We start from the raw sequence: 270 nt of genomic DNA, 5'->3' as shown, positions 1-270 counted from the left end.
GATGTACTTACGCAGCTCGATGTAGCCATCGGTTCCGAGGATGACTGTGCGTCCGTCACCCCAGGTGCGCAGACCCTCCGGGGTGAACCAGTCAACGCGGACAAAACCGGTGGTTCCGTTATTCATGACGATATGGGCGTCACCAAAATCCTCGAAGCCGGGGTAGTCGGAATGTGCGTAATTGGCTACGGTCGCACTGACGACTTCGGCGTCGGAGGCACCTGTGAAGTACAGCATCTGTTCAAAGTTGTGGCTGCCAATGTCGCAAAG

The 270-nt window shown here is 56.3% G+C and carries 1 protein-coding gene; it reads right to left on the bottom strand.

Annotation, left to right across the window (positions count from 1 at the left end; translation table 11 throughout):
* A partial coding sequence (locus ACR9ZK_RS22085) for a Gfo/Idh/MocA family protein (protein WP_481344090.1) occupies positions 1-261 on the bottom strand: 261 nt, incomplete at its 3' end.
* Positions 262-270 lie beyond the last annotated feature (9 nt).

The sequence above is a fragment of the Monashia sp. HAY1-5C genome (assembly GCF_056755255.1).
Note: the sequence above shows the minus strand (reverse complement) of the source record. Positions and strands in the feature narration are given on the sequence as shown.